Here is a 22,171-nt window from a genome sequence, read left to right on the forward strand (position 1 = left end):
ATGACATACCTTTAGTGGATTACATCGGGAAAAACAATCCGACAGCGAGACCGAGCAACGCCCCAACGATGACTTGGAACGGCGTGTGCCCGACAAGTTCATTCAAAAGTGGAGTCTCGTGTTTGATCCCTTTGAAATAATCGTTCAATAGTCGGGCCTGAAAACCGACTGCTTGACGGACGCCGGTCGCATCATACATGACGATGGTGGCGAAGACGACAGCGAGAGCGAACATGCTCGAGTCGATCCCTTCCATCCGTCCGATTGCCGTAGCGAGCGCGACGACCGTAGACGAGTGTGAACTCGGCATGCCGCCTGAAGCGAACATGATTTCAATTTCAAAATCCCTTGTTTTAATGAGTTCGGTTACGAGCTTAGCTGCTTGGGCGATAAACCAAGCAAGAATCGCAGCGAGTAAAGGTTCGTTAAACATGCATCTATTCACTTCCTGTCTGACATAGTAACTTCACTATACCCGAAAGCGGGGCAGACTAGACGTTAAGATTTCGTCAAAAAAAGTGTCACGGACAGCTTGTCCATGACACCTTTTGGTCGATTTTTGTTACCCGACTACTCCTTCAGTTTCCTGAAGTTTCTCTGCAATGTTGTCGATGATATAACGGTTGCGTGGGTGTCCTTGACACTCTTTCGAGCATGAACGCATTTGTTTCGGTTCACACTCTTCACAACAGAAATGTTGCACATTACACTCCGGGTTTGCACAATTAACGTAACGAACCGTCTCGGTTCCACAGTGCATGCAGTGTGAAACAATAGTCGGGTTCACAGAGTTAACAGGGACGTTGATGCGCTCGTCAAAGACGTAAAGCTCACCATCCCAGTTTTCACCTTTCGTCGCTTCGTCTTTTCCATACATCGCGACGCCACCTTTTAAGTGGAAGATGTTGTCGTGACCTTGGTCACGCATATATGCTGTAAATTTCTCGCAACGGACGCCACCAGTACAGTACGTGAGCAGTGTTTTCCCTTCGTAGAGGTCTTTGTTCTCTTCGAGCCATTCTGGCATGTAACGTGAAGCCTCTACATCGATTTTGATCGCGTTTTTAAAGTGACCAAGTTCGTACTCGTAGTTGTTACGAACGTCGAGGATGACGACATCATCACGATTCATCATCTCTTTCCATTCTGCTGGTTCGAGGTATGCACCGTGTTGTTTCGGTACATCAAACTCACCATCAAAGCGCCACGTCACGAGCTCTTTCTTGTGACGGACAAAAATTTTCTTGAACGCATGCTCTTCGACTTCATCGATTTTGAACTCGATATCGCTGAAGAGTGGGTTTGCTTTCAAGTCGTTCATGTATTGCTCAGTCTGTTCCCAAGTACCAGAGCACGTCCCGTTGATTCCTTCGGAGGAAATCAAGATGCGTCCTTTGATGCCAAGGTCTTTACAATACTTCAAATGTTCTTGCGTGAGTGTTTCTGGGTCTTCGATGTTGACGTACTTATAGTACAGCAAGACCCGCATTGGTTTTGTTTCCATGTTGTGTTGCTCCCCTGTGTTCAGTTTTTTGCAGGAAAACGAACGTTGGGTTGTGTCGTTCGACGAATAGACTTGCCTGCAACCACAAGTCCATTATTATATGATAAATATCACGACGAATTTTCGCAAATGGTTTTTAATTTTTTTTGACGAATGCAGGGAGATGCGTCTTGAAAATCGAATTCGGGTATTAGAGTAGTAGTAACGAAAGTTGAAGGTGGAACGACTATGCTCACTTCTCTCCAACAGTACATCATCCAATTAATCGAATGGCTTCAAAGTTTGCCTGGCGGTCCTTGGGCCGGACTCGGCGCTCCGTTTTTAGAAGCGATCTTTCCGTTTTTGCCACTCGTTTTAATCATTTCAGCGAATGCGGCAACATATGGTTTTTTGTTAGGGGTCCTTTTATCATGGATCGGGAACTTACTCGGAACGATTGTCGTCTTCGTGGCGGTCCGATATGTGTTTCGTAAACCGATGACGCGCTGGCTCGAGAAACATAAAGCGGCGGTCTATTGGTTAGAACGAATCAACCATATGAGTCCGATCTCACTCGGGTTCTTGTATTCGCTCCCGTTCATCCCAGTCAGTTTGATCACCTATTTGCTGGCGCTCATTCAGATGCCGCTCCGTACGTTCATTTTGGCGGCGGGATTCGGGAAACTACTCGTCGTCGTCATTTTCTCGGTCATCGGGGATCAATGGGAAGAATTTATCCAAAGCCCGTTTCGTTTATCGATGCTCGGTCTGCTTTTGGTCGCATTGTGGGCCATCAGTCGAGGACTAGAAGAAGTGCTCAAACGACGCGCTTTCAAAAAACGCAACGAGCAATTGAAGCAAGAGATGATCACTAAACGACAAACACCCCTTTGAACAAGGGGTGTTTGTCGTTTAAGACTGCTTTTTAAAACGCGGGAAGTTGAATGCAATCGCAATTCCTCCACAAATAAAGAGGAGGAACGGATAAAACATGAACGGGACGAGGTCAGGCGAAGCGGTCTTCGTCAACTCTGCGGCGATGAGAAGTTGCGCTCCGTATGGGAGAATCCCTTGTACACCACATGAGAAGATGTCGAGTACACTCGCTGATTTTTTCCGTTCGATCTCGTATTCGTCCGCAATGTTCGCGGCGAGTGGTCCGGCTACGAGAATGGAAATCGTATTGTTCGCGGTCGCTACGTTCGTCGCACTGACGAGACCCGCGATACTCCACTCGGCACCAGCACGTTTTTGAATCCGTGACGTCAACGCATCACGCAAATACGTGAGTCCGCCGTTGTGCGAAATAAGTCCGACGAGGCCGCCCATGAGTAACGTCAAGAACGAGATTTCGGCCATACCGACCATACCATCGGCGATAGCGGTCACAAATGCTGTGACGGATAAGCTTCCGTCGAGAAGACCGATGATTCCGGTTAGCGTGATCCCGCCCAACAGGACGAGAATGACGTTCAGTCCCGTTAACGCCAGTCCGATGACCGCGAGATACGGAATAAGTTTATACCATTCGAATGCAGCGACATCAACCGTCGATTCACCGTTCGACAAGACGGCGAGTAAAATCGTCGTGATGATGGCAGCTGGTAGCACGATCCAAAAATTTGTCCGGAACTTATCGCGCATGTTCGTCCGTTGCGTCCTTACGGCAGCAATGGTCGTATCCGAAATGAATGAAAGGTTGTCTCCGAACATGGCTCCGCCGACAACTGCCGCGGCTGCGATGGCGACGTTCACACCACTTTCCTCATGTATACCGAGGGCAATCGGCGCAAGTGCCGCAATCGTCCCAGTCGATGTGCCCATTGCCATTGAAATGAAAGCAGCAATGACGAATAGTCCACTTAAGAGAAGCGATGGGGGTAAGAGTGTCAACGCGGCGTTAACCGTCGCGTCGATGGCACCGATTGATTCAGCTACCGTTGAAAAGGCGCCGGCCAGTAAGAAAATAAAAATCATAATGATGATTCCCGGATTTCCGGCACCTTGTGCGATGCGTTCCACGGTTTGTGTGGCGCTTCCTTTTGTCATGAACGCTGCGACCATCAATGCGATCATGGCTGCGACGAGAACTGGAAACTTATAAAAGTCCCCATAGTAGACACCCGCCCCGATGAAAAAGAGCAAGAAGACGAGTAACGGCAGAAGTGCCCACTTGTTTGCTGTTGGTTGTTCCAAAATAATCACCTCACTAAAAAATAAAAAGGACCTTTTTCTTGAGAAAAAGGTCCTTCGTGCGAAATACCCTTTTCATCTTTCGGACTGTTGTCCGCTGGATTTGGCACAGGTTCCCCGCTGCCGAGACTTCATAGGGCCAGTCCCTCCGTCTCTCTCGATAAAAAGTTAAGTTATCCTATTATCAAACACGTTCCCTAACGTACCTGTTTCAAATCCCGTTGTCAACCTAAAAACTCCCCAATTCGATGTGAGAAAGGGGAGTTTACGTCGTTAAATTGTTGAAGTGCGCTACACGGTTACGTCCTGCATATTTTCCGCCAACATACAGGGCACGGTCCGCATTTCGAATCGTATCATCGAGACGCTTGTTCCCGAACGCTTCAATTGTGTCGACCCCGATGGAGGCGGTGACAGAAATCTCATGGTGGTCAACATGAAACGGTTTCGCTTCGATTTGATGGCGAATCCGCTCCGTGATTTCAATCGCTTGGTGCATATCACAATGATTGAGCAATAAAATAAATTCTTCGCCACCATAACGTGCAGCAAAGTCGTCTGGACGGAGCACTTGACGGATTCGTCGTCCGAACTCTTGTAAGACATGGTCCCCGACCTGATGACCGTACGTATCGTTAATCTTTTTGAAAAAATCAATATCGAGCATGGCAACCGATATAGGATATACCGACATATCGGATATTTGTTGAATGCCATATTCATAAAATGCACGCGCATTAGCAAGAAGCGTTAAACTGTCCGTCCGACTCTCGGTATAGAGGCGGTCCCGTTCGTGACAACGGCTAATGGTTCGGTTGAACGATTTTAACAATTTGATGATTTCGTGCTGAATAATCTTTGGATAACCGTATACAGGTTCTCCCATCATAACAATCCAGGTGCGAATCTCTTCGATTTCCTCCGAACGAACAGAAACGAAGCTGTGGTAATCGTCGTGGAAAGCATCAGAAAGGGAAGTATCCCATTCAAAGCGCATCTCATAGTCGAGGACTTGCTCGATTGGCTGACTCATGTCAAGCAACGTAAAGACGATGGGTCGATCGATGGGCTGTCGCGTCTTTAAATCAAAGTACAGGGTGCGTTCAAACAATTTAAACTCGACATACCCTTCATCATAATGATTCAGCTGTTCGCATTGACTTAAAAATACTTCGATGGCTTGCGCCTCGCTCTGTGACAAGGAAACGGCCTCTTTCGCTTCATCGTATTGCTCAATCAAAGATTTGAATGCATCTTGTCGCTCTTTTTGAATGAGGAGACGTTTAATAAAGAATGTCAACGCAGCGGCGATGCTACTGACGACGAGTAAGTTGGTCTCTCGGAAAAACGCTGCCGCTAAGATGAAAATCAAACTGACGACGTACGTATAGAAGGCAATCTTCATAAAGTCGCTTAATGCGATGTCGACGCGGAACCACCATTTCACCTGATATTTTTGGAATACCGTGTTTAAGAAGATGGCAAGGAACAGTCCGGCAAGCGGCACGAACGAATCTTGCGAATAAAAGTCGAGACCAGTCTCCCCACCGAGGGCGAGATAAACCGCTGCCGGGATGACAATCTCTAAGTACGCCGTAATGGCATTCCACGGATACGTGAAGCGGAAGCGGCGAATAGCAACTTTCGGTTTCAAGTTGGCGAATTGAAAGACGAACAACCCGATTTGGTTGACGATGAGTGCTGTTTCAAATCCAAAGAATAAAAATAAAATTAAGACGATACTTTCAGAAAAAGTGAAGTACACACCTTTGACTTCGATCGAGTCGAGTTGAAAAATGATGACCAATAATGAAATTAAAATAAACGACAATGGATCAATCGTCGGGGCGTGTAGGACATCCAATGCAAATAATGCGATGGTGAAGATGAATAAGGCACTCCATATACTCCAACCGAGCACGGACATCTTACGAAAGTGGTTCATGCGTTCCCTCCTAGCATGGGACATTTCAAGATCTAATAGTAATGATTCGTCACGATTTCGTGTGAGTCCTGCTTCTGTCCAATGATGCTTGAATTCTAGCATTGAGTATACACGGAATATCCTCTATAATGAAATTGCTTTTCAACCGCATAGACGAATGTCGATGAAAAAGAGAGTAACGATGGTTTAGTCAACAAAGCGACCTGGGGATTGGTGAGAGCCCAGGCTGACAAACGTCGCGAAACGCACTTTTGAGATGCTATCCGAAACGAGAGTAGGCATAGCCGGAGGGAACCGTTATCACCATAAAGCGGTCTGCATCATGCAGGCAAGAAGAGTGGTACCGCGGGAATTCCCGTCTCTTTGCATCTATGCAAAGGGCGTTTTTTTTATGAGTTGTGATACGAAGAAGGAGGACATACAAATGAGTTATGAACGCAAGTACGCAGAAGCGTTATCACGTGTCATCGGAGACGAGCTCACGATTGACCAGATTGAAGCATTGATTGAGAAGCCAAAACACGAGGCACACGGTGACCTCGCGTTCCCATGTTTCCAATTGGCGAAAGCTTATCGTAAAGCACCTGTCATGATTGCGACAGATATCGCAAACGACTTGAATGATGAACTGTTCACAAAAGTCGAGGCGGCAGGACCTTACGTCAACGTGTTCTTGAGCCGTGACGTCGTGTCAAAAGAAATCATCAACACGGTACTCGATGAGAAGTCAGAGTACGCGACACATGCAACACGCAATGAAACGATTGTGACGGACTTCTCGTCACCAAACATTGCCAAGCCGTTCTCGATGGGTCACTTACGTTCGACGGTGATCGGGAATGCGATCAACCAAATCGCACGCAAAAACGGATATGATGTTGTCGGTGTCAACCACCTTGGAGACTGGGGCACACAGTTCGGGAAATTGATGGTCGCATACAAAAAGTGGGGCGATGAGGAAGCGGTACGCGCCAATCCAATCGCAGAACTCTTGAAATTATATGTTCACTTCCACGAAGAAGCGAAGACACAGCCGGAACTCGAAGACGAAGGTCGCGCGTGGTTCAAGAAGCTTGAGGATGGCGACGTAGAAGCGACTGAGCTTTGGCAATGGTTCCGTGACGAGTCACTTAAAGAGTTCCAAAAAGTATACGACCTCCTCGGTGTGAAATTCGAGAGCTTCAACGGTGAGGCGTTCTACAATGATAAGATGGGACGCGTCGTCGAGATGCTCGAAGAAAAAAATCTCTTAGTCGAAAGTGAAGGCGCGATGGTCGTCTCGCTCGAAGAAGAGAATTTGCCACCATGCTTAATCAAGAAGAAAGATGGCGCGACATTGTACGCGACACGTGACTTGGCAGCAGCGATCTATCGCTACGAAACGTACAACTTCGTGCAAGCAAACTATGTCGTCGGTGGCGAACAGGCGCTTCACTTCAAACAACTCTTCTCGGTTCTTCGTAAGCTCGGCTACGACTTCGTCGATGGCATGCATCACGTACCGTTCGGCTTGATCTTGCAAGAAGGGAAGAAGATGTCGACACGTAAAGGGCGCATCGTTCTTCTTGAGGAAGTGTTGAAAGAAGCAATTGAAAAAGCACAAGCGAACATCGCGCAGAAGAACCCAGACCTTGCGAACGCAGAAGACGTCGCACGCATGGTCGGTGTCGGAGCGGTCGTCTTCCACGACTTGAAGAACGAACGCATCAACAACATCGAATTCGATCTCGACAGCATGCTCAAGTTTGAAGGAGAGACAGGACCTTACGTCCAATACACGAACGCTCGTGCGAACTCACTCCTCCGTAAAGGGAACTACGATGGTTCACCGTTCGCTGGTGCAGACGATGACTACTCATGGGGTGTCGTCACGATGCTCAACGCGTTCCCACACGTCATCACGCGTGCACATGAACGTCGCGAACCATCTATCATCAGCCGTTATGTACTTGACCTCGCGCAAGCGTTCAACAAGTATTACGGTCATGTCCGTGTCTTAGAAGAAGATGCAGGCAAACAATCGCGTCTCGCACTCGTGAAGGCAGTGACACTCGTATTGACGGAAGGACTCCGTTTACTCGGTGTCGAAGCTCCAGAAGAAATGTAAGACAGACGAAAGGACCTCAAAAAAATGAGGTCCTTTTCCTATGCTCACACTTTCATACGGGTCACCGTTCGGGCTTCCGTGTCATAGAGACACCATTCCCGATCGAAGATGACGGCACCGACGTTGATGACATATCGCTTTTTCTTCAAATGGAACGGGGTCCCGATTTCCCACGGCAGGGATATCCCTTTCCGATAAATCCCGGCAATGTGGCTATGTCCAATGAAAACGAGTGGATATTTCCCTTTCTCAACAATCGGTTCCCAGTCTTCGTTCCATTTGACTTGATGCCCATGTAAAAAGCGTGCTTCGCCAAGAGTCGTCTGTTCCGGCAATAAAGAAATCCGTGTTTTCACGGGATGGTCGATGACGAGTACCTCGTCGATTCGCTCCTCTTGATTACCGCGTAGACTCGGGAACGTCAGCAATGCTTCGTAATTCGGATCATACGTCACGACGTCTTCCACATGATGAAAGCGCTCGTGACGTCGTTTTTTCCCGATGTGGCATTCATATAGGTCGCCGAGACAGAGAATATGCTCGGTTTCCCGCCGGACGTCATCGAGAACCGCCTTCAAATCATCAAACGAACCGTGTGGGTCACTGATGATCGCGAGTTTCATCGGAAGTTCGTGAATTGGGCATCAACAGACAACTCGAGCTCACGAACGAGCTGCATGACAGCTTGAAGGTCGTCACGCGATTTTCCGGTCACCCGGATTTGATCGTCTTGAATTTGCGATTTGACTTTAAGTTTTGATTCTTTGATGGCGTTGTTGATTTTTTTCGCGTCATCTTTGTCGATGCCACTCTTCAATTTCACACGTTGACGAACCGTGCCGCCGAGTGCGTTCTCTACTTTTTGATAGTCGAGGTTTTTTGTCGGAACGCCGCGCTTGATCAACTTCGTGATTAAGACGTCCTTTAATTGCTCGAGTTTGTAGTCGTCATCCGAGATGAGGACGAGGTCGCCGTTGTCGAGCGACATCTCACTTTTTGATCCTTTGAAGTCGTAACGGTTCAAAATTTCCTTCTCCGCGATTTGAATCGCGTTCTTCACTTCTTCAAGATTCATTTCGGACACGATATCGAAAGAATTGTCTTTTGCCATGTTTCATCCATCCTTTGTGTGGTTTTGTTATAATGATAGCAGATTTGAAGCAGTGAAGGAGTGAAGAGATGGAACGTACAATGGATCAACACACACAAGCAGACTTAGATCACGTTGCCTATCACGGGAAAGACCTTGGGGTGACGTTTAAAGGGGAACAGATTCGACTACGTGTCTGGTCTCCGGTAGCGGAACAGATGTCGGTCAAGTTATATCGCACAGCCCGTGCCCGCAAGTTTGATCGACTCGAACTCGAACCGGCTGAGAAAGGGACATGGGTCATTGAACTCGACCGTGCCTTGTTCGAAGGTCAATTTTATGTATTTGAAGCAATGATTGATGGGAAGAAAGTGGAATCACTTGACCCTTATGCAAAAGTCGTCGGAGTGAATGGGAAGCGTGGATGTCTGCTTGATCCGGCATCCTTGAACCCGGACCATTGGATTAAAGAACGTCCGCTATTCAATTCTTCACAAGAAGCGGTCATTTACGAAGCGCACGTTCGTGATTTGACGAGTCATCCGGAGAGCGGGGCCACACATCGTGGGAAGTTCTTAGGGATGACCGAGACGGGTACGACGACCACGAGCGGTTACCCGACCGGACTCGATTACATCACATCGCTCGGTATCACACATCTTCAATTGATGCCATTCTTTGACTATGGGTCGGTGAACGAATCACGCGAGAGCGAGGATAACTATAACTGGGGATATGATCCGGTGCATTACTTTGCGGTCGAAGGATCATACGCTTCGTCAGCAGACGATCCGGCGACACGAATCATTGAACTAAAAGCGATGATTCAAGCCCTCCACGATCGGGGTATCCGTGTCATCATGGACGTCGTCTTCAACCATACGTACGATGCGTTGACGACACCGCTCGGTCAATTCGTCCCGGATTATTACTATCGACTAAATGAGGACGGAACACTCGCAGACGGTTCAGCATGTGGGAATGACACGGCATCTGAGCGTGCGATGATGCGTAAGCTCATGGTCGAATGTGTCACATATTGGGCGAAGGAATTCATGATTGACGGATTCCGTTTCGACTTGATGGGATTACATGATGTGAAGACGATGAATCAAATTCGGAAGGCGCTTGATCGCGTCGATCCATCCATCCTTGTCATTGGAGAAGGTTGGGATTTAGATACGCCACTCCCTGTCCGTAAAAAAGCGAATCAACACAATGCGCACAAGATGCCACGAATCGCGCAATTTAATGATGGGATTCGAGATGGTGTCCGTGGAGACGTATTCATCGAAGACTTACCAGGCTGGGTGAGCGGCAATACAGATATGACGGCTGACGTGAAACGGGGAATCGCTGGCGGGATTACGAGCCAAAGTTTTGCCGATGAACCGAACCAGGTCGTCAACTATGTCGAATGTCACGATAACTTGACGCTTTGGGACAAGTTGTCCGTGACGAACCCAGAAGATGATGAGACGACACGCCGTCGCCGTCATCGTTTGGCGACATCCATCGTACTTCTCGGACAAGGGATTCCGTTTCTCCACAGTGGGCAAGAGTTCTTCCGCACAAAAGATGGGGACGAGAATAGCTTTAACTCAGGCGAAGTCATCAACCGTGTCGATTGGACACGTGCAGAACAAGAAGCGCCGAGTGTGGAATATGTGAAAGGTCTCTTGCGCCTGCGGAAACAGTATCCGCTCTTCCGACTTGAGAACACGGAACAGATTCGGAAACACTTACGCTTCTTCGATGAGGAAGAAGGCGTGATTGCATTCGAGTTGAGCCGCCACGTCGAAGGGTATGTAGAACGACATGTCGTGTATCATAACGCGTTAGAGGAAGCGGTCGAGATTAAACTTCCGTCCGGTAAGTTTGAAGTAAACGTGGAAGACCATACCGTCAATCTGACGGCTCCGCGTCAAATCGAGGACCGTCATCTGACAGTCGCACCACTATCGACGCTCGTGGTGACGGAACGTCGTCCGGATTACAGCAAATATGCTGTTGCCGGAGGTGCCGCACTCGCCGTGCTTGGTCTCTGGTATGTATCGAAAAAACGAAAACGTAAAGAACAGTAACTAAAAAGGAGACGTTAATCCGTCTCCTTTGATGTGTCTTCCTCTGCTTGAGATGCCTCGAGTTGCATCATTTTTTGAACGAGAATATGCTTCGGCATATGCATCAATTCTTCGAGCGGGACGTTCAACTTTTTCGCAAGCTCAACCGCGGTCTCTGGTGATAATTGTAATGGGCGCATCGGTATACTCCTTTCTGAACCATTCATCTATACCGACAGTATACAGGAAAATCGAAAATGTGTTGAACGAACACATTCAAAATCGAATTTCGCTTAGGTCGTTGCTAAGCTGAAATTAGGAAGTGATCAAATGTACAAACAAACAGCAGACTTTCAATTTCATCAAACGATCGAATGGTTAGAGCGTGTCGGTGAAGGTTGGATGTTGTACTTGGCGCAAACCGGATTTTTGTTCTTTGACGAGTCGTCCCAAATTCGCTGGGAGATTGACTGGGCTTGGACACCGTGCGCCCTATATGTGGAACCGAATGCGACGCGTGCCGTAGCATGGTTCCGAGAAAAAGGACTTTACGGAGTCATTGATTTACAAAAAGGACAGATGGAGACGCATGCGATTCCACAACGTTTTAACGGTGACTGGTTTAGCAATTTGCACTATTGGCAAGGCGATGACATCTTCTTATATTCAGCCGAATCAGATGTCGTGGCTTTGAACCTCCACGATCATACGTTTCGATATAGTCGCTACGAAGAAGTTCCGCTCTTTGGGAACATCATCGAGTTGGCGTATCAAGGGACGTATGATTTTGAACGATTCACACCTGAAACATGTGTGACTTTATTTGATGAAAACACGCATCACTTTTTAGTGGAGAATGTGAAAACGAATGAGAACTGGCGTATTCCGTATGAAGGGGACCGTGATACGGTCATCCTCGATCAAGTCGGCGAAACGACGGCAATCACTTCGACCGAAGCGTTCCAACTGTTTCGTCGAGAAGAAGAACTGTTTTGTTCGACTGTGTGCGCGGACAACCAATTGCTGAAGGTCATGCTGTTAGATGACCGAGGAGATCGACTCGTTGTTCTATCCGCACCACCACGATTTTGCCATAGTTGGCTTCAAGTCTTTGAACGACAAGAATCCTGAACCCGAAACAGGTTCAGGAATTTTTTGTGAAGTGATGATGAATGAAGAGAGAAACGGGAAGTAGATGGTTAGACAGGGAGGAGTGACGAGGATGGAATGGTTAGGTAGGCAGTTGGTTCGCTTTCGATATGGAGTACTACTCATTTGGACGATCTTACTCGCAGGGTCGGTCTATTTTGGGTTGCAGCTCCCGGGTGAGTTGAGAGGAAACGGCTTCGCGATTCAAGACGGGCGATTCCAACAAGTAGAAGATACGTTGAATGAACGGTTCGACCGTGCAGGTGCTTCGATGATCGTCTTGTTTGAAGGCGGAGAAATAGAAACGGTCATGGACGAACAACAGCAACGGTTCGAGGCAATTCGGTCGATTGATGGTGTCATTACGCCATCTGAGAATCCAGATGCTCGTTCAGGTGACGTTTCGTACTTCGTGCTTGAATTTGAAGACTATGAAGCAGCCGAATCTTCGATTGAGGCGGTTCGTGACGCCCTCATCACAGACACAGATACAGAAGTGCGGTTGACTGGGGAACCAGTCTTTGCAGACGACTTGAACGAGGCATCGAAAAATGACTTGATTCGAGCAGAGTTGATCGGGATTCCGGTTGCTCTCGTCGTATTGTTACTTGTTTTCGGAACGCCGCTCGCGGCACTCATGCCGTTGCTCGTCGGACTCATCACGTTCATCGTAGCGGCAGGCTCTTTATTCTTTTTTGCGCAAAACATGGAATTATCCATATTCGTCTTAAACGCCGTGGCGATGATTGCCATTGCGCTCGGGATTGATTTCTCATTGCTCCTCGTCAATCGGTATCGTGAAGAGTTGACACGTGGACAATCGAGAGAAGAAGCCATCGTCCGGACGGTGGCGACGGCAGGACGCTCGATTCTCTTTTCTGGACTATGCGTATTCGTCGGATTGGCCGGTCTACTCTTTATCCAGGTCGATGTCTTCCAGGCAGTCGCGCTCGGTGCGCTCATTGCCGTCGCGGGGGCTGTTTTGTCCGCACTGACACTCTTGCCGTCATCTCTTTACTTAGTAGGGGACGCTTTGAATAAAGGGCGGATCATCAAGTCTGACGAAACGAAGTCAGAAAAACGCTGGCAAAAGCTTGCCCGCTTCGTCATGAAGCGCCCTGTGACGATGACGCTCGTCGCGTTGTTGTTACTGTTACCGAGTCTTTGGTTCGTCCGTGATTTAGAACTGAACATTCCGGACGCAGATGCGCTCCCGACTTCGTATGAATCACGAGCGGCACTTGAACGATTTGACGATGTGTTCGGAGAAAATTCAACCGATGCGGTCATTTTGTTCGAAGCGAATGATTTGACGGACCCGATGATTTTAGAAGAACTGACAACGCTCACGGACGAGTTAAACGAAGTAGGGATTGTCGATAACGTCTCGACTTTTTTGACGACGTCCGGTTTGACGCCTGAAGCGTTCACGCAACTCGTGGAGGCGGCCCCGGAACAACTCGCTCCGCTTGAACGGTTCGTCACGCTTGATGGGAATACGGACCTCGCCCTCGTCAACGTGAGTTTCGATGTACCACCGAGTGACAAGGAAGCACAGGCATTTGTCCGCGATTGGCGAGACCAAGGATTTGAGGTCGGTGGACCGGCTGCTTTTAACGAAGAGATTTATGATGAGATTTACGACAGCATCCCATATGCAGTGATCACCGTCATTTTGGCGACGTTCTTCATCCTCATGTGGGCATTCCGATCTATCTTGATTCCAATCAAAGCCATTCTTATGAATGTACTCGGTCTCGGTGCGACGTTCGGCTTACTCGTCATCATCTTCGAATCCGGTTATGTATATGACGCGGAGACCATCAGTATTTTGACACCGGTCTTCATCTTCTCACTCGTCTTCGGATTGTCGATGGACTATGAGGTGTTTCTCGTTTCACGAATCGAGGAATACTACCGGGAGACAGGTGACAATGACTATGCGACAGAGATGGGACTGGCGAAAACGAGTAAGATCATTACCTCGGCTGCCATCATCATGATTGTCGTGACCGGTGCGTTTGCCTTTACGGGTGTCAGCCCGATTAAACAGCTCGGTGTCGGGATCGCCCTCGCCATCTTTATCGATGCGACGATTATCCGAATCCTGCTCGTTCCATCTCTTATGAAACTGTTTGGGGATTGGAACTGGTGGTGGTTCGGAAAGAAAGATTTACCGAAACGTAACATGCACTAAAGGTAAAATTCATGAACTGAATCAAAATGTGTGGTAAACTACGTACAAGATTACGCGCAATTTGAGAAAGGAAGGTCTTTATGGATACCGAGAGGACGTGGCCTCTGTTCCAACTTCCGGACTTCTAGCGTTGAATGATCACCATGACGTGTATCAATCAACAAACGGAAGATCGGAGATGGAACAGATGGAACCGCAGCTACGACTGAGGATCCTCCTCTCCGTCAAGAACGGGGAGGACAATCGGAATGAAACGAGTTGCTACCATAGTGCTCGGAACGCTGATCATGGCGTTCGGTTATTATTATTTGAATGAACAGTTTGGTTTGGCGGAAGGTGGATTCGTCGGGTTATCGCTACTCGGTCGCTATCTATTTGATATCGACCCGGCAATCTCGATGATCGTGCTCGACATCCCATTTTTTATCATCGCATTATGGTGGAAAGGATGGCGTTTTGTCGGGCAGGCGGTGTTAGCCGCTTCGTCCCTTTCGCTCAGTTATGCGATGTGGGACCGTCTCGATTTGCTCACGTTTGATATTCAAGTATGGCCAGCGACGTTATTCGCTGCCATCGCAAGTGGGATTGTGACCGGATATGGTCTCGGTCTCGTCTTGAAGTCAGGCGGAGCGACCGGTGGCGACGACTTATTCGCCCTCGGATTATCGAAATGGACAGGCGTGTCGGTCGGTACGATTTTAATTATCTTTGATGTGATCGTCCTTGGGATTTCACTCATTTATTTACCATTATCGAACGCATTTTATACGCTCGTCGCGGTGTCAATCGCCGGACGGGTCGTCACCAAGATGCTCGTCGTCGATGAGCCGAAAACGACACCTGTCGTACCAAATTGGACACCAAAAAACGATCTCGCGTGAGATCGTTTTTTTTAGTTCATCGAAGCCGCGATATCAAATAGATCCTGCTTCGAAAGTTGATGTCCGCGGTAATCGATTGCGTATTCGACGCTATCTCGTTGCCAGATGAGAATGGTGAGTTCATCGGATTCATTGAGGTATACCGGAGAACCTTGAACGGTTTGTGCGTACGGTTCCCACTCTGCGACATGGTGCCATCCGAGTTCCGTAGTCGCCCATATGCTCATAGACTCCTCTTCATTTTCATAGACGAGTTCGACTCGCCCTAGGCTGACCAGATGTGCATATTCGGTCTCAGCGGCAAAAGGGAGGTGCGTAGGAGTGTGAATCTCGAATGGAACAAAAGAAGTTGTTGCATGAATCGGTAGAGGGACTTCGCTTCGACCGATGAAGAGCAGAATGAAACTCATCCCGATGACAAACTTAAAAATAAACCGACTCTTTCGATCTTGTGGTAGTAAAGACATGGTCAGAACTCACCTCCCGGAACATTTTATCTCGTTTAATTTGAGGACGAAGTACTGGCAATGACGGCGGCAGTTGTCGCAGCGGTCATTGCTTGTTGCATCGCCAGCAAATGGGCGAAGGTCCCGTGTAGCAACAAATCATTCGCCTCTCCCGTGATGTGGTCGGCAGCGACGAGTTGAAGGGCGACAAGTACGCTATGTGTGTTGAACCAGCGCTGTTTGTCCTTTTCAGCATCCACGATTTCCTGAATGGCGTGCACGGCATCCGCATTCGGTTCCGCGACAATGCTCAGTAAAGCGAGCGCGGGCAAGTGCTCACGTCGAATGGATAGTTGGACTTCGTCTAACTGCGATTTCCATGCCAGCAGTCGAGAGACCGCTTCTTCTGGTGCAGACTCGCTGAATGTCAAAAGATGCGAGATGAGTTGCAGTTCGTTCGATTTCGGTAGCCGATCTTTCAATAAGCTATAATGCTGTTCGATCCGTTCGTTTAAATCGATGACGTCGTCAAACGCTTGAACGAGCACGAGTGCCGATAACAGATCTTCCTCGCTCGTCAACCAGGGATGGTGTTGTTTGAACGTTTGATATAAGTCAGTCGCCTCATTGAGTCGTCGTTCAGGTTCCTCTACATTGATCAGTTGATTCGCTAAAAAAGGTCGTAATGAACTGAAACGGAAATGCTTTCGGTCGAGTAACGTATCGAGTCGAAGGGCCTCGTCGATTGCGGTCCCGATGTCTTCATATTTGGCATCGAGAAAGGAGAGCCAGACGAGGTTTTGACTGCCTCTAAACTTTGAAAACATCTTCGTTTTTTGTTTCAATGTATCGCGTGCGTTCGAAAATCGAGATGCCTCGAATGGGGTGTCATGAATCGCATAATGAATGGCCATCAAGCGTCGGAAGTCATCCGTCAACTCCCACTTGGTCGCTTCTTTAATCGCATCTAACGCCTCTACATATCGTTCATAACGTGTCATATCGAATCTCCTCCTTGGTCAACCATACGAGCTATAGTAAGAAGATGTTTCAAAAAAGCCGTCCGGAAATGTTCCGGACGGCTTTTCATTATTGTACTTGTGTGTACAGTTTTTGCATGTACTCGTTCACTTCGTCGGCCGCTTGGAACATCATGAATGAATGTTGCAAGATGATCTCTGGTGAGAAACCGAGATCGAGGTCGAGTGTTGATGCGAGTGTGACATCACGATCGCTGTCGAGTACGCAACGGAAGTACTTGAACTCCTGGTTGAACTCGTTCAAGGCATTTAGAATCGGTAAGTCTTCTACATAGTCTGGGACGTGCGTGACGGTCGCAGCGTATAACTCAGCGTCTGTCGTCTTTTTGTTAAAAGCGATAATCATAACGGGCTGAGCCCCGGATTTTGTTGTTTCACGCGTCAAAAACGTGACGTGCGTTTCAGTGTCGCTCTCTTTGAACGTCATGTTGCGTTCAGCGGCGAGCGCTCTAAATGATTCTACTTTTTCTTCGAAGTTCACAAGGAAATCCCCCTTAGTAAGTCGTTACTCTAACTTTCCCCCATTTGGACGGGGAAAGCAAGGGGAACTAGCGTTTCATCAACATTTTAATGGCTTCTTCGACCGTTTCTGACGTATCTTCGCCATCCGCTTGCGCTGTGATGATGCACTGTTCTAAGTTCTTGGCCACGATAATCGTCGAGGCGCGGTCGAGTGCGGAACGTGCTGCGCTCAGTTGTGTCACGACGTCACGACACTCTTTTCCTTCCTCCATCATGCGGATGATGGCGCGAATTTGCCCTTCTACCCGTTTCATACGATTCAATACTTTCGGGTCGTATTGATACTGTTCCATGTCCTTCACCTCTATAGTAAAAATTGTTCAGTTACCCAACTATTTCTTGTGTAGGCTCATCTTAATACATGGGGGAGTATGTGTCGAGCATCAACTACTTTATGAAGGGGTGATGAAAAATTCTACATTTCGTCAAACTTATTTCTTGCATTTGAATACCTAAGGGGGTATATTAATGACGTGGAAGCAAAATGTTCAATAAATCACAAACTTTATTGAGCGCCAGCTACCAAGCCGAATGGTATAGATGGAATCGAAAATAGAAAGGTAGATTAATGATGAAAGCATCTGCTTTAAAACGTCAAATGGACTTTGAAGTGCCAGTAAACATCGTCGACGTTCGTGAACGCGACGAGTTTCAAGAAGCGCATATCGAAGGTGCCAAAAACTATCCGTTATCAGAAATGACAACATGGATCGATACTCTCGACCCTGCTGAAGAATATGTCGTTCTTTGCCGCTCTGGTGCACGCAGCACGCAAGCGACTTGGCAAATGGAGGCAAAAGGCTATAAAGTGGTCAATATAGAAGATGGCTTGATGAGTTGGCCAGGAGAAGTCGTCAGAGGAGGAAATGGACAATGAGTAAAAAAATCGTAATCGTCGGTGGAGTAGCGGGTGGTGCGTCTGCAGCAGCGCGTCTTCGTCGCTTAAATGAAGAAAATCAAATCGTCATGTTTGACCGTGGGGAGTACATCTCATTCGCTAACTGTGGTCTTCCATATTACATCGGGGACGTCATTCAAGATCGTCAAAAATTGCTCGTCCAGACGGTTGAAGGGATGAACAAACGTTTCCAACTCGATATCCGTAACTTGACGGAAGTGGTTCAAATTAACCGTGACGAGAAAACAGTGACGGTGAAGCATGTTCAAACAGGCGAAACGTACGATGAGTCATACGATGTCCTCATCCTTTCACCGGGAGCGAAGCCGATTCGTCCGAACATCCCTGGAATCGACGAGGCGGAAGACATCTTCACACTTCGCAACATTCCAGATACAGATAAAATCCGTGGCTATGTCGATGACAAAGCACCAAAACACGCGACTGTAATCGGTGGGGGCTTCATCGGGATTGAGATGGCAGAAAACCTACGTGAGCGTGGCGTTGACGTCACCCTCGTCGAGATGGCGGACCAAGTCATGACACCGCTCGACCGTGAGATGGTCGCACCGATCCATGAACATTTACGTCTTCATGGTGTTGAGCTTCAATTGTCTGATGGTGTTTCTTCATTCTCTGAAAAAGGGAAGAAAGTTCATTTGACGAGCGGTCGTGTCATCGATACAGACATGGTCATCATGTCGATCGGAGTTACGCCGGAGTCAACGATTGCCCGTGAAGCAGGCCTTGAAACAGGTACGCGCGGTGCAATCCGTGTGAACGAAAAAATGATGACATCTGACCCGTCGATTTACGCGATTGGAGATGCGGTCGAAGTGCTCGATTACGTCTTCCAAGAACCAACCGTCGTCCCACTCGCATGGCCGGCGAACCGTCAAGGTCGTCTCGTTGCCGATATCATTAACGGCCGTGACGTGAAATATAACGGAACGATGGGAACAGGAATCGCGAAAGTGTTTGATATGACGGTCGCATCGACTGGTTGGAACGAGAAACGCTTAAAAGCAGCCGGTAAGACGTATGAAGCCGTTCACGTGCATCCAGGTTCGCACGCCGGATACTATCCAGGATCGACGCCAGTATCGCTCAAACTCTTATTCCATCCGACAACTGGTGAGATTTACGGTGCACAAGGTGTCGGGATCAACGGTGTCGACAAGCGAATCGACGTCATTGCGACAGCGATGAAAGGCGGTTTGACGGTCCTTGATCTTCCTGACCTCGAACTCAGTTACGCACCACCGTTCAGCTCGGCGAAAGATCCGGTCAACATGATTGGGTATGTCGCTTCTAACGTCGTACTCGGTGATAACGAAGTCGTGCATTGGGATGAAATCGATGAGCTCGTGAAGAACGGAGCGACGTTACTTGACGTCCGTGACGAATCAGAACATGAACTTGGGAAGATTCCAGGATCGATCAACGTCCCACTTAACTCATTACGTGAAAACTTAGACAACTATGACCGAAGCGAAACGATTTATGTGACGTGCCAAGTCGGTCTTCGTGGATATCTCGCATCACGTATCTTGCGTCAAAACGGCTTCAAGGTGAAAAACTTGAGCGGTGGCTATAAAACATGGTCACAAATCAATCGTGATTTCGAGGCGCTTGAAGAAGCGAACACATCAAATGAAACAGCGGCTACCGTTGTAGAAGAGGAGCCAACACAAATGACGAACGCACCAATCGGTGAAGCGGTCATCTTAGACACATGTGGTCTACAATGCCCGGGACCAATTTTAGAAGTAAATAAAAAAGTTGCAGAACTCGGAGAAGGCGAAACACTTCGTGTCCTCGCAAGTGACCCAGGGTTCTTCGCAGATATCGAAGCATGGGCGAAGAAGACAGGTAACAAACTTGTCTCGAAACAATTCGTCAACGGACGCGTCGAAGCCATCCTTCAAAAAGGACAAGGTCCGGTTGCGCCGCAAGCGGGCGCTCCAACAGGAGATGGCGCGTCAATGGTCGTCTTCAGCGGTGACCTCGACCGTGCGCTCGCATCTCTCATCATTGCGCAAGGTGCTGCAGCGATGGGGAAAGAAGTAACAATGTTCTTCACATTCTGGGGACTCAATGTCATCCGCAAACCGGACGCGCCGGAAGTGAAGAAACAAGGTCTTGAGAAAATGTTCGGCATGATGATGCCAGGACATGCCGGTGAACTTCCACTCTCGAACATGAACTTCGGTGGTGTCGGCCAAAAAATGATGAAGAAAGTCATGAGCGACAAGAACGTCCCTTCTGTCGAAGAGATGATCAAGTCAGCTCAAGAGGCAGGCGTGAAGATGGTAGCCTGCACGATGTCAATGGACGTCATGGGGATCAAAGAAGAAGAGTTGATTGATGGGGTCGACCTCGGTGGTGTTGCGGCGTATCTTGGTGCAGCAGAGGGCGGAAACTTAAACCTCTTTATCTAAATGAACTGTATAACGAATCGGGTTGCGATGGGCAATCCGATTCGTTTTTTGTTGGTGAGATACGATTTGAAGGAAGTTCATATATACGAGAAAACGAATTAATATTGCAATTTTCGTATAATTTACCTATAATTCTAGTCATGTTAAAAAAGTTAACATGACTTTTTCTGTTGAGATTTTTAGAATGATGGAGGATTAGTATGGAGAAATTTGTAGAGAACCTCGTTTCGCAGGCGAACGATTTGTTATGGTCACAAGTGCTCATCGTCGTACTTGTCGCATTAGGTCTTTATTTCACGGTCCGTATGGGCTTCGTTCAGTTCCGCATGATTCCTGAGATGTTCCGCCTTTTGTTTAAAGAAGGTACAGAACGTGAGAAAGGCCAAGTGTCTTCGTTCCAAGCGTTTGCAATCGGGACGGCAGCACGTGTCGGAACAGGAAACATTGCCGGTGTGGCGACAGCGATTGCGCTAGGTGGCCCAGGGGCAGTCTTTTGGATGTGGCTCATCGCTTTGATTGGAGCGGCATCTGCATTTGTCGAAAGTACATTGGCACAAGTGTATAAAATTCGTGACGGACGCACATGGCGCGGAGGTCCGGCTTACTACATGGAGCGTGCGCTCGGTCAACGTTGGCTCGGTGTCTTGTTCGCGATTTTAATCACGTTCTCGTTCGGGTTTGCGTTTAACTCTGTTCAGTCGAACACGATTTCACTTTCTGTGAGTAACCAATTCGGCATCAGCACGACAGTCGTCGGGGTTGTCCTCGCGATTGTCACAGCGATTGTCGTATTCGGTGGTATTCAATCAATCGCGCTCTTGTCGAGCATCATAGTTCCAGTCATGGCGGGTGGCTACATTTTGCTCGCGATTTGGATCATGGTGACAAACGTATCCCTCTTACCAGACGTATTCAGCCTCATCTTCTCAGAAGGAGTTCTTGGAATCGAGCAACTCTTCGGTGGTGCAATCGGTGCGATGGTACTCCAAGGGATTCGTCGTGGTCTCTTCTCAAACGAAGCAGGGATGGGTTCTGCGCCGAACGCCGCTGCGACAGCGGAAGTATCACACCCTGTTAAGCAAGGTTTGATTCAATCGTTCAGCGTATTCGTGGATACATTGCTCGTCTGTACGTCGACAGCAATGATCATCTTGATTTCAGGTGTTGCAGGTTCAGAATCGTTTGCAGGTGTCGAATTGACGCAAGCGGCATTGACAGCAGAAGTCGGTTCGGTCGCGACATCGTTCTTGACGATTGCGATTTTCTTGTTCGCGTTCAGCTCGATTCTTGGTAACTACTACTACGGCGAGACGAACATTCAGTTCATCTCGGACAAAAAAATCTATGTCACGCTCTATCGCATCGGTGTTGTCGGAATGGTCTTGTTTGGTGCGGTCCGCTCTGCTGGTCTCGTCTGGTCGATTGCTGACGTGTTCATGGGTCTCATGGCACTCGTCAACTTGTACGCGATCTTCCGCTTGGCGAAAGTGGCTCGAGCCGTTCTTGACGACTACTTGTCACAGCGTCGAGCAGGACAAGATCCGGTCTTCTATGTCGACTCGGTAGAAAACCTTCCAGGTCGTGAGTATGTAGAAGCTTGGGAAAGCGAAACAGAAGAACAAAAAACAGGAACAAGTCGTTCTTAATGAATGGAACCGTCTACGAATTCACGTAGGCGGTTTTTTTACGTATACAAGACGGGTAATGTCATAAAAA

Annotated in this window: 20 protein-coding genes, 1 riboswitch and 1 other annotated feature; of the genes, 9 read left to right on the forward strand and 11 right to left on the reverse strand. The window is 48.1% G+C overall.

Translation table 11 applies throughout. From position 1 onward, the window contains the following. Nucleotides 1-19 precede the first annotated feature (19 nt). The gene (locus ACQKD4_RS11860; RefSeq protein WP_214790366.1) at nt 20-445 is read right to left on the reverse strand and encodes a divergent PAP2 family protein; all 426 of its coding nucleotides are present in this window, start codon (nt 443-445) and stop codon (nt 20-22) included. A gap of 117 nt (nt 446-562) precedes the next feature. Further along, the gene (locus tag ACQKD4_RS11865) at nt 563-1,504 is read right to left on the reverse strand and encodes a rhodanese-related sulfurtransferase (protein WP_427373464.1); all 942 of its coding nucleotides are present in this window, start codon (nt 1,502-1,504) and stop codon (nt 563-565) included. Between the two features lie 228 nt (nt 1,505-1,732). Here ACQKD4_RS11865 and ACQKD4_RS11870 point away from each other — a divergent pair, with 228 nt between their 5' ends. Next, the gene (locus ACQKD4_RS11870; protein WP_214695949.1) at nt 1,733-2,377 is read left to right on the forward strand and encodes a TVP38/TMEM64 family protein; all 645 of its coding nucleotides are present in this window, start codon (nt 1,733-1,735) and stop codon (nt 2,375-2,377) included. A gap of 18 nt (nt 2,378-2,395) precedes the next feature. Here the strand turns inward: ACQKD4_RS11870 and ACQKD4_RS11875 are convergent, their stop codons facing one another. Together ACQKD4_RS11875 and ACQKD4_RS11880 are read right to left on the reverse strand one after the other, a co-directional pair. Further along, nucleotides 2,396-3,679 carry a Na+/H+ antiporter NhaC family protein gene (locus ACQKD4_RS11875; RefSeq protein WP_427373465.1) on the reverse strand — a complete coding sequence of 428 codons (1,284 nt, stop codon included), beginning with the start codon at nt 3,677-3,679 and terminating at the stop codon, nt 2,396-2,398. Nucleotides 3,680-3,748: 69 nt separating this feature from the next. Continuing rightward, nucleotides 3,749-3,843: riboswitch (SAM riboswitch) on the reverse strand. A 98-nt stretch (nt 3,844-3,941) separates the two neighbouring features. Continuing rightward, nucleotides 3,942-5,621, reverse strand: coding sequence for a GGDEF domain-containing protein (locus ACQKD4_RS11880; RefSeq protein WP_427373466.1), 1,680 nt, complete (start codon nt 5,619-5,621; stop codon nt 3,942-3,944). Between the two features lie 154 nt (nt 5,622-5,775). After that, nucleotides 5,776-5,987: a binding site (T-box leader), on the forward strand. A 58-nt stretch (nt 5,988-6,045) separates the two neighbouring features. Between ACQKD4_RS11880 and argS the strand changes: the two genes are divergently transcribed. Continuing rightward, nucleotides 6,046-7,728, forward strand: a complete 1,683-nt coding sequence (gene argS / locus ACQKD4_RS11885; protein ID WP_427373468.1) for an arginine--tRNA ligase — start codon at nt 6,046-6,048, stop codon at nt 7,726-7,728. Nucleotides 7,729-7,772: 44 nt separating this feature from the next. Here the strand turns inward: argS and ACQKD4_RS11890 are convergent, their stop codons facing one another. Both ACQKD4_RS11890 and ACQKD4_RS11895 read right to left on the reverse strand, forming a co-directional pair. Continuing rightward, nucleotides 7,773-8,351 carry a metallophosphoesterase family protein gene (locus ACQKD4_RS11890; RefSeq protein ID WP_214695957.1) on the reverse strand — a complete coding sequence of 193 codons (579 nt, stop codon included), beginning with the start codon at nt 8,349-8,351 and terminating at the stop codon, nt 7,773-7,775. Beyond that, nucleotides 8,348-8,839, reverse strand: coding sequence for a YajQ family cyclic di-GMP-binding protein (locus ACQKD4_RS11895; RefSeq protein ID WP_015880519.1), 492 nt, complete (start codon nt 8,837-8,839; stop codon nt 8,348-8,350). Before ACQKD4_RS11895 ends, ACQKD4_RS11890 begins: the two co-directional genes overlap by 4 nt. A gap of 68 nt (nt 8,840-8,907) precedes the next feature. On the opposite strand from ACQKD4_RS11895, the gene pulA reads away from it, so the two are divergent. Further along, a complete protein-coding gene (gene pulA, locus ACQKD4_RS11900; protein ID WP_427373469.1) occupies nt 8,908-10,902 on the forward strand; it encodes a type I pullulanase in 1,995 nt (664 codons plus the stop codon). Nucleotides 10,903-10,916: 14 nt separating this feature from the next. On the opposite strand, the gene ACQKD4_RS11905 is transcribed toward pulA, so the two are convergent. Continuing rightward, a complete protein-coding gene (locus tag ACQKD4_RS11905) occupies nt 10,917-11,081 on the reverse strand; it encodes a YycC family protein (protein ID WP_074034284.1) in 165 nt (54 codons plus the stop codon). A 130-nt stretch (nt 11,082-11,211) separates the two neighbouring features. Between ACQKD4_RS11905 and ACQKD4_RS11910 the strand changes: the two genes are divergently transcribed. The 3 genes from ACQKD4_RS11910 (at nt 11,212) to ACQKD4_RS11920 (ending at nt 15,108) form a co-directional block, all read left to right on the forward strand. Beyond that, nucleotides 11,212-12,012 carry a hypothetical protein gene (locus tag ACQKD4_RS11910; RefSeq protein ID WP_214695960.1) on the forward strand — a complete coding sequence of 267 codons (801 nt, stop codon included), beginning with the start codon at nt 11,212-11,214 and terminating at the stop codon, nt 12,010-12,012. Between the two features lie 91 nt (nt 12,013-12,103). Beyond that, nucleotides 12,104-14,227, forward strand: coding sequence for an MMPL family transporter (locus tag ACQKD4_RS11915; protein ID WP_427373470.1), 2,124 nt, complete (start codon nt 12,104-12,106; stop codon nt 14,225-14,227). Between the two features lie 248 nt (nt 14,228-14,475). Next, on the forward strand, nt 14,476-15,108 hold the full coding sequence (locus tag ACQKD4_RS11920) for a YitT family protein (protein WP_427373472.1): 633 nt from the start codon (nt 14,476-14,478) through the stop codon (nt 15,106-15,108). An 11-nt stretch (nt 15,109-15,119) separates the two neighbouring features. On the opposite strand, the gene ACQKD4_RS11925 is transcribed toward ACQKD4_RS11920, so the two are convergent. The 4 genes from ACQKD4_RS11925 to ACQKD4_RS11940 form a co-directional block, all read right to left on the reverse strand. Further along, on the reverse strand, nt 15,120-15,575 hold the full coding sequence (locus ACQKD4_RS11925; protein WP_427373473.1) for a hypothetical protein: 456 nt from the start codon (nt 15,573-15,575) through the stop codon (nt 15,120-15,122). 35 nt (nt 15,576-15,610) lie between these two features. Then, nucleotides 15,611-16,555, reverse strand: coding sequence for a DUF4003 family protein (locus tag ACQKD4_RS11930; RefSeq protein WP_427373474.1), 945 nt, complete (start codon nt 16,553-16,555; stop codon nt 15,611-15,613). 88 nt (nt 16,556-16,643) lie between these two features. Continuing rightward, nucleotides 16,644-17,075, reverse strand: a complete 432-nt coding sequence (locus tag ACQKD4_RS11935; RefSeq protein ID WP_015880528.1) for a YbjN domain-containing protein — start codon at nt 17,073-17,075, stop codon at nt 16,644-16,646. A gap of 67 nt (nt 17,076-17,142) precedes the next feature. Further along, a complete protein-coding gene (locus ACQKD4_RS11940; RefSeq protein WP_214695974.1) occupies nt 17,143-17,409 on the reverse strand; it encodes a metal-sensitive transcriptional regulator in 267 nt (88 codons plus the stop codon). Between the two features lie 278 nt (nt 17,410-17,687). Between ACQKD4_RS11940 and ACQKD4_RS11945 the strand changes: the two genes are divergently transcribed. The 3 genes from ACQKD4_RS11945 (at nt 17,688) to ACQKD4_RS11955 (ending at nt 22,101) form a co-directional block, all read left to right on the forward strand. Then, nucleotides 17,688-17,993, forward strand: coding sequence for a rhodanese-like domain-containing protein (locus ACQKD4_RS11945; RefSeq protein WP_214695982.1), 306 nt, complete (start codon nt 17,688-17,690; stop codon nt 17,991-17,993). Beyond that, entirely contained in the window at nt 17,990-20,455 is a 2,466-nt protein-coding gene (locus ACQKD4_RS11950; protein ID WP_427373475.1) for a CoA-disulfide reductase, read from the forward strand. The genes ACQKD4_RS11945 and ACQKD4_RS11950 overlap by 4 nt, the downstream gene beginning before the upstream one ends. Before the next feature lie 200 nt (nt 20,456-20,655). Then, nucleotides 20,656-22,101, forward strand: a complete 1,446-nt coding sequence (locus ACQKD4_RS11955; protein ID WP_427373476.1) for an alanine/glycine:cation symporter family protein — start codon at nt 20,656-20,658, stop codon at nt 22,099-22,101. Nucleotides 22,102-22,171: the final 70 nt, after the last annotated feature.

Source organism: Exiguobacterium sp. NPDC077395, assembly GCF_050269125.1.
GTDB lineage: Bacteria > Bacillota > Bacilli > Exiguobacteriales > Exiguobacteriaceae > Exiguobacterium > Exiguobacterium aestuarii_A.